6 protein-coding genes and 1 pseudogene are annotated in these 6,649 nt (G+C 69.0%); 2 read left to right on the top strand and 5 right to left on the bottom strand.

The window, feature by feature from the left end; genetic code table 11:
- The 4 genes and pseudogenes from ACMO6A_RS14870 to rpe all read right to left on the bottom strand — a co-directional run.
- Positions 1–183: pseudogene (locus ACMO6A_RS14870) on the bottom strand (Nif3-like dinuclear metal center hexameric protein); the annotation flags it as partial.
- A gap of 46 nt (positions 184–229) precedes the next feature.
- Entirely contained in the window at positions 230–1,039 is an 810-nt protein-coding gene (locus ACMO6A_RS14865) for a histidinol-phosphatase HisJ family protein (RefSeq protein WP_009304523.1), read from the bottom strand.
- 56 nt (positions 1,040–1,095) lie between these two features.
- A complete protein-coding gene (locus ACMO6A_RS14860; RefSeq protein ID WP_021409907.1) occupies positions 1,096–2,301 on the bottom strand; it encodes a cysteine desulfurase family protein in 1,206 nt (401 codons plus the stop codon).
- A gap of 5 nt (positions 2,302–2,306) precedes the next feature.
- Positions 2,307–3,014 (bottom strand): ribulose-phosphate 3-epimerase, encoded by a 708-nt coding sequence (gene rpe / locus ACMO6A_RS14855; protein WP_009608336.1) that lies wholly within the window; start codon positions 3,012–3,014, stop codon positions 2,307–2,309.
- Between the two features lie 171 nt (positions 3,015–3,185).
- Here rpe and ACMO6A_RS14850 point away from each other — a divergent pair, with 171 nt between their 5' ends.
- Entirely contained in the window at positions 3,186–3,665 is a 480-nt protein-coding gene (locus ACMO6A_RS14850; RefSeq protein WP_009304530.1) for a methylated-DNA--[protein]-cysteine S-methyltransferase, read from the top strand.
- A 52-nt stretch (positions 3,666–3,717) separates the two neighbouring features.
- Positions 3,718–5,727: an NAD(P)H-hydrate epimerase gene (locus ACMO6A_RS14845; RefSeq protein WP_086414636.1), complete on the top strand. Its 2,010-nt coding sequence runs from the start codon at positions 3,718–3,720 to the stop codon at positions 5,725–5,727.
- Between the two features lie 282 nt (positions 5,728–6,009).
- On the opposite strand, the gene ACMO6A_RS14840 is transcribed toward ACMO6A_RS14845, so the two are convergent.
- Positions 6,010–6,649: NAD(P)H-dependent glycerol-3-phosphate dehydrogenase (locus ACMO6A_RS14840; protein ID WP_418471475.1), on the bottom strand; the 640-nt coding region annotated here is incomplete at its 5' end.

Here is a 6,649-nt window from a genome sequence, read left to right as displayed (position 1 = left end):
GCCCACCGACATGCCGGTGCGATCCCACGGCTCGGCGTCGGCAGCCGGAAACTCGGCCAGCAGCGCGCGCTCGAGCGCGCCGGTGGTGACCGCCGTGACAGGCTTGGAAAGCAACCCCGACGCACGGCGCGCCAAACCTTCCCGACCCTTGGAATCCTTCTGGTTCTTCTTCGCTGCAACCATGGCGCGGCTCCTTCGCTCGTGTTCGAACTAGACTTTCGATCCCACGTTACTCGATAGCGATGGCCCGACGGTCGCCGTCGGCTGTCGGGACCGTTACCGTTCTATAACCCGCCTCGTACATAAGGCGATAGGCTTTCTCGATGTCGCGCGCGACGTTGGCGGGCACGTGCGCGTCGGTGCCCACCGTGCAGGGCACGCCGGCGCGGCAGAACGCGGCCAGCAGCGCCGGCGCGGGGAACATCTCCTTGCAGGCGTAGTAGGATCCCGACGTGTTCACCTCCACCATGCGTCCGGCCGCGGCGCACGCCTCGGCAGCCTGCTCGTACAACGGCTGCGGGTCGAAGCTGGGGTAGAACCCGAACTTCTTCGCCAGATCGGGATGCGACATCACGTGGAAGGGCGCGTCGGAGGACACGGCCTCGCACCACACTTCGAAGTAGCGCCGCCAGATAAGATCGGCGCCCACCTCGTCCCAGCGGCCGCGCTGGGCGGGGTCGTCGAAAGGCCAGCGGTCGACGAGATGCACCGAGCCCAAGATCAGCTGGAACGGCGCGACGTCCTCCGCCGTGATGACGCGGTCCTCGTCGTCTCCCAGCCAGTCCATCTCGCAGCCGACCAGCACCTCGATCTCGGGATGCGCCTCGCGCGCGGCCTCGACGGCGGCCAGGTACTCCCCCATCCGCTCGGCCGGCATCGACAGGTAGCGGTCGGGGTCGAACGTCGCGGTCATCGGATAGTGCTCGGTGACCGCGATGGTGGAGACGCCCGCCGCGACGGCGGCGGACACGAGCTCTTCCACCGTGCCCTCGCCGTGGTTGGTGAAGCAGGTGTGGGTATGGGTGGTGATCAATTCCATAGGCTCAGCGCTCCTCGACGCTCATCGACGCGACCAAGCTCGCGCGTCCTCGATCCTCAGTTCCAGTTCAGGCTCTTCTCCATGGCGACCGCGAAGGCTTCGACATCGGCTTCGTCGGTGTAGCGCCCCATCGAGATGCGCAGGGCGCCGTGCGCGCGGTCGGCGTCGATGCCGAGCGAACGCAGCACGTGGCTGGGTTCCAGCGAGTGCGACGAGCAGGCAGACCCGCCCGACACGCCGAAGCCCTGCATGTCGAAGCGAAGGATGAGCGTTTCGCTTTCCAAACCGTCCACCAGCACATGCACGATGTTCGGAAGGAAATCCTCGCTGCCCGGCACAACGTCCACGGTGGCCTCCACCGCGTCGATGGCGCCCAGCCGCTCGTACAGCCTGTCGCGCAGAACCCGCAGGCGAGCCGCCTCCGCCTCCTGCATCGCGGTCGCCGCATGCACGGCTGCCGCGAACCCGACGATGCCGGCCACGTTCTGCGTGCCGCTGCGCCGGCCTCCTTCCTGGCCACCGCCGATAGCGTAGGCATGAAACGGCGTGCGGGCGCGCAGATACAGCGCGCCGACGCCTTTGGGGCCGCCCACCTTGTGAGCCGAGAAGGACGCGGCGTCCACGTCGAGCTCCTGCAGGTTCACGCGAGCTTTCCCCAGCGCCTGCACGGCATCGGTGTGGAACAGCGCGGCATGATCGTGCGCGACACGGGCGAGATCGGCGATGGGCTGGATGCTGCCGACTTCGCTGTTGGCGGCCTGCACCGACACGAGCACCGTATCGGCGTCGAGCGCCGCCTCCAACGCGCGCTCCTCGATGAAGCCCTGACGGTTCGGGGCGAGCCGCGTGACGCGGAAACCCTGCGATTCCAGACGCTTCGCGGGCGCCAGCACAGCGTCGTGCTCGACCGCGGTGACCACGACGTGCGGGACGAAATCCCCTGCTCCGCGCCGACGGCGCTCGTCCGCGGCGGCCTGCGCGATGCCCAGCAGAGCCGCGTCGTCGGCCTCGGTGGCGCCGCTGGTGAACACGATCCCGTCGGGACGACGCGCGCCGAGGTCGCGCGCGATGGATCGGCGCGCTTCCTCGAGCGCGGCGAACGCGGCACGGCCGGGCCCGTGGAGCGAATTCGCGTTGCCGCCGACCGCGAGGTTCGCGCGGCCGGGCACCTGATAAGGAGCCATGGCCTCGGCAGCCTCCTCGCACAAGGGCGCCGTCGCGGCGTAGTCGAGGTACACGTAGTCGTTCGGCACGGACGCCATTGCGCTTACGCCTCCTTCGACACGGCCAGCGCCGCCAGGCGCGCCTCCTCGGCCGCCGCCTGCACCGCCGCGAGCGCGGCGGCAGGATCCTCGGCCGCGAAAACGGCGTTTCCGCACACGAGCACGTCGGCTCCGGCTGCGGCCACGATAGGAGCCGTGACCTCCCCGATGCCGCCGTCCACCTGGATGAGCGGAGAGGCGCCCACCGCACGCGCCATCTCGGCGATGCGCGCCACCTTAGCCTCGCTACCCTCGATGTAGCTCTGCCCGGAGAATCCCGGCTCTACGCTCATGACCAGCACCATGTCCAGATCGGCAAGCACCGGCGCCAGCGCGCCGACCGCCGTGCGGGGCTTGACGCTGACGGCCGCCTTCGCCCCCGCCGCATGAATGGCCGCGACGGCGCGCGCCAGCCCGTCGGCGTCGAGCGCCTCGGCATGCACGGTCACCGAGTCCGCTCCTGCATCGAGGAACCAAGGCAGCTGCTCCAGCGGGTTCGCTATCATGAGATGCACGTCGAGCGGCAGGCTCGTGGCCTTCTTCAGCTGCTTGACGACGGGCACGCCCATCGTGAGGTTCGGCACGAAATGGCCGTCCATGACGTCGACGTGGACGTATCCTGCGCCCGCTTTCTCGATCAGCTCGATGTCGCGACCGAGATGCATGAAATCGGCCGACAGAATGGATGGCGCTATTTTCACCGGTTCGAACATGCTCGTGTCCTTCCTCATCGTCGTTGCGCCCATTCTAGCGCAAAGTCTGCTCCCGCCGCGACGCTGCCCCGAGCGCCGGAGGAAAACAACATGATGACGGCGAGGGCCGACCGCCTCCCCGCGATGCGGCGTGCTGCATTATAATGGGATTCCCCTCTGGAAGAAGGCTCCATGGCTGCACGCGTTGGCACGCATTACGCATATCGGACGCCGCACGGCCTCGTCACCATCGCCACGAGCGATCGCGGCGTCACCCGGGTCGTCTTCGGCGACGCACCGCTTCCGGGCGAGCGACGCCCGAGCGAGCTGGCGAACCGCACGGCCACCGAGCTGCTGGAGTACTTCGCCGGAAAAAGACGCGCGTTCGACGTGCCCTTGGCACCCGCAGGCACCCCGTTCCAGCTGGCCGTGTGGCGCGAGCTGGAACGCATCCCTTACGGGGAGACGCTCACCACCGCCGACGTCGCCGCCCTTCTGGACAAGCCGTCGTCGTACCGCGCGGTGGGCAACGCCGTGCACAAGAACCCGCTGGCGGTGCTCGTGCCCGATCACCGCATCGTAGGAGCGGGCGGCGCGCCCCTCGGCGCGAACGCACGGCTGCGCGGCGCGCTGCTGGCCTTGGAGCGCGCGAGCGCGGGCGAAGGCAGCTGACCTCTCCCCCGCTTCCCGCTTCCCGACCTATACCCGAAAGGCGCTTGCCCGCATGAACGTCTACGTCTCCAACATCCTGTTCGCTGCGCTCTCGTTTCCGCTGATCGCCTTCTTCATCACCCTTCCCTACATGATCTACCAGTACCGCAGGTTCGGCTCCATACCCTGGCTGCGCACGCTCGTGGTGTACTCGTTCGCGTTCTACCTCTTATGCGCGTACTTCCTCGTACTGCTGCCGTTGCCCGAAGACCGCTCGGCCGTCGTGCCCTACGCGCAGACGCCGCAGCTCGTGCCGTTCAACTTCGTGCACGGGTTCCTGGCCGAAACGACGTTCTCGCCAAGCGATCCGTCCACCTGGCTGGCCGCGCTGCGCGACCCGTACGTCTACGAGGCGTTCTTCAACGTGCTGCTGCTGGTGCCGCTGGGCATGTACCTGCGCTACTATTTCCGCCGCACGTGGTGGCAGACGCTCGCCATCGGCTTTCTGGTGACGCTGTCGTTCGAGACGACCCAGCTCACCGGGCTCTGGGGCCTCTACGAGCATCCGTACCGCTTGTTCGACGTCGACGACCTCATGCTGAACACGCTGGGAGCGATGATCGGATTCTGGACGGTTGGACCCGCGATGCGCGTGCTGCCCGACATCCGGCTCGTGAACGAGGAGGCGCGCGAGGCGGGCATGCGCGCCAGCGTGACGAAGCGCGCGCTGTCGTTCTTCATCGATCTGGCGATCGCCCTGGCTGCGGCCGGGGCGGCGACGGCCGCAGCCGAAGCGCTGGGCGCTCGCGCGGCCGTCGAGGCCGCCGGCGCGAGCTGGGGCACGGCGGTGCAGGTCGCGGACGCGGTATCGTTCGCAGCGTTCTTCGCGCTGGTTCCTGCACTCACCCGCGGGCAGACGCTGGCGCAGAAGCTGCTGAGGCTACGCATCGTGAGGACGGACGCGACCCCGGCGCACTGGTACCAGTACCTCGCACGTTACGGGCTGTTGGCGTTGTTCGGCTGGGCGCCGTTCGCGCTGCTGTTCGGCGTGCTGGACCTCGACGCGGCACAGGTCGGCGAGATGAACGCTCTCGCGGCGTTCGCCGCCGAACACCGGGCGGCCGTCGTAGGAGCGTGGACGGCCTTCATGACGGCCTGGGCCGTGTCGCTGGCCGTGCGCGCCGTGCAAGCCGGCGCGAGGAAGCGGTCGTTCGTCATGCTGAACGGCGTGCTGTCGGGAACGCGCGTCATGACGGAGGCCGGCGTGGAGCTGGCGCGCGAGCGCCGCGGCGTGCTCGACGTCGACGAGGTGGCCGCGCTCGAGCGTGCCGTGGCCGAGGACGGCACGCCCCTTGCCGAGCTCATGGACCGGGCGGGGCGGGCCGTAGCCGACGAGGTGCGCGCCTGGGTGCCCGACCCGGCGCCGGTCGTGGTGCTTTCGGGATCGGGCAACAACGGCGGCGACGGGTGGGTGGCGGCCCGCGTGCTGGCGGAGGCCGGCTACCCCGTGACGCTGGTCGCCCCCGACCTGGCCGAGCGCCTGCATGCCGAACCGGCGCGCTCCACGGCGTTGGAAACGTTCGCCCGAGCCGCCGAGGACGGCCTTCCGCTGTCCGTGCTCATCGCACCCGACGCCGACGTGCTGGCCGATGCCGTCGACGAAGCCGAGGCCGTGGTGGACGCGCTGCTGGGCACCGGTTTCTCCGGCGGCGAGGTACGCGAGCCGTACGCCGGCTGGATACGGGCCGCCAACCGCCGGCGCTTCGAGGGGAAGCGCGGCAAGGGCCGCGGGCGGCATCGCAAGCGCACGCACGAGCGAGGCGAGCACGAACGGCCGCGGCGCTCGCTGCCTGCGAAGGCCAAGGACGCCCCGTTCGCCGTGGCGGCAGACGTCCCCAGCGGCCTCTCGGCGCAAACCGGAGCCGCGGCGCGGCCGACGTTCGCCGCCGATGCTACCGTGACGATGCTCGCCTACAAGCCGGGCCTCGTCGCTTCCGCGGGCGCCCCATGGGTCGGCGCCGTGAAGCTGGCGAAGCTCGGCGTGGACGCGTCGAAGTACTTGGAAGCCGAAGAGCGGGCGTAAAAAAGCCTCCCTTGGGTTGGGGGGACCCGAGGGAGGCTATGCAGTGCGCACAGAGGAGAAGGGGGAAGGTGCGCATGCTCACGGCCCGTCGAAGGTTTGAGAGAGAGTGAGAGAGGGGGGGTTCACACGAGAGACGAGACGACGGGCACTCGGATAGATTGTCAAAGCCGCTCTTTCGGTTGGCAAGGACTAGAGTACCCGCGCTGCGGCCGTGCGACAATACGCTCGCGCGTTCGGTGAACCCCCGGTCAACGCCTTGTTGCCTCGGTGTGGATTGACGCGCTAGAGCCCGTAGAACTCGGTGGTGAGCGGACGGCTGGTGAGGGTCTTGGCCACATCGTGAGGGTCGGCGCCCTCCCAGGCGATGCTGCGCACGACGTCGGTGATGGGAAGCTCCACGTCGTAGCAGTCCGCCAGGGTCTTGAGCGTCTTGCACGCGAGCGCCCCTTCGGCGACCATGTGCGTCTGCGCGGCGAACTCCTCGAGCGTGCCGCCTTCGGCCAGAAGCTTGCCGAAACGACGGTTGCGCGAATGCCCGGAGGTGCACGTGGCCACGAGGTCGCCCGTGCCGGCCAGCCCCATGCAGGTGATGGCCTGCCCGCCGCAGCGCACGACGAGGCGGCTCATCTCGGCCAAGCCGCGCGTCATGAGCATGGCAGCCGTGTTGTCGCCGTACCCCAGGCCGTAGGACACGCCCACGGCGATGGCTATTACGTTCTTGAACGCCGCGCACAGCTCCACGCCGCACACGTCGTCGCTGACGTAGGTGCGGAACGTCTCGGACGCGAACAGCTGCTGGAAGAACGCCGCAGTCTCCTCGTTGGAGCCGGCGATGACGGTGCCCGACGGGATGCCCCGGATAACCTCCGCGGCGAAGTTCGGCCCCGACAGCACGGCCAGGCGGCTCGCGTTGCCCATCTCG

The organism is Eggerthella sp., from assembly GCF_048329335.1.
Taxonomy (GTDB): domain Bacteria; phylum Actinomycetota; class Coriobacteriia; order Coriobacteriales; family Eggerthellaceae; genus Eggerthella; species Eggerthella lenta.
Note: the sequence above shows the minus strand (reverse complement) of the source record. Positions and strands in the feature narration are given on the sequence as shown.

What these genes read in the sequence shown, in the direction of transcription:
- ACMO6A_RS14860 (WP_021409907.1), bottom strand. Translation starts at nt 2,301, where the DNA reads ATGGCGTCCGTGCCGAACGACTACGTGTACCTCGACTACGCCGCGACG.
- ACMO6A_RS14845 (WP_086414636.1), top strand. Translation starts at nt 3,718, where the DNA reads ATGAACGTCTACGTCTCCAACATCCTGTTCGCTGCGCTCTCGTTTCCG.
- ACMO6A_RS14850 (WP_009304530.1), top strand. Translation starts at nt 3,186, where the DNA reads ATGGCTGCACGCGTTGGCACGCATTACGCATATCGGACGCCGCACGGC.
- rpe (WP_009608336.1), bottom strand. Translation starts at nt 3,014, where the DNA reads ATGTTCGAACCGGTGAAAATAGCGCCATCCATTCTGTCGGCCGATTTC.
- ACMO6A_RS14865 (WP_009304523.1), bottom strand. Translation starts at nt 1,039, where the DNA reads ATGGAATTGATCACCACCCATACCCACACCTGCTTCACCAACCACGGC.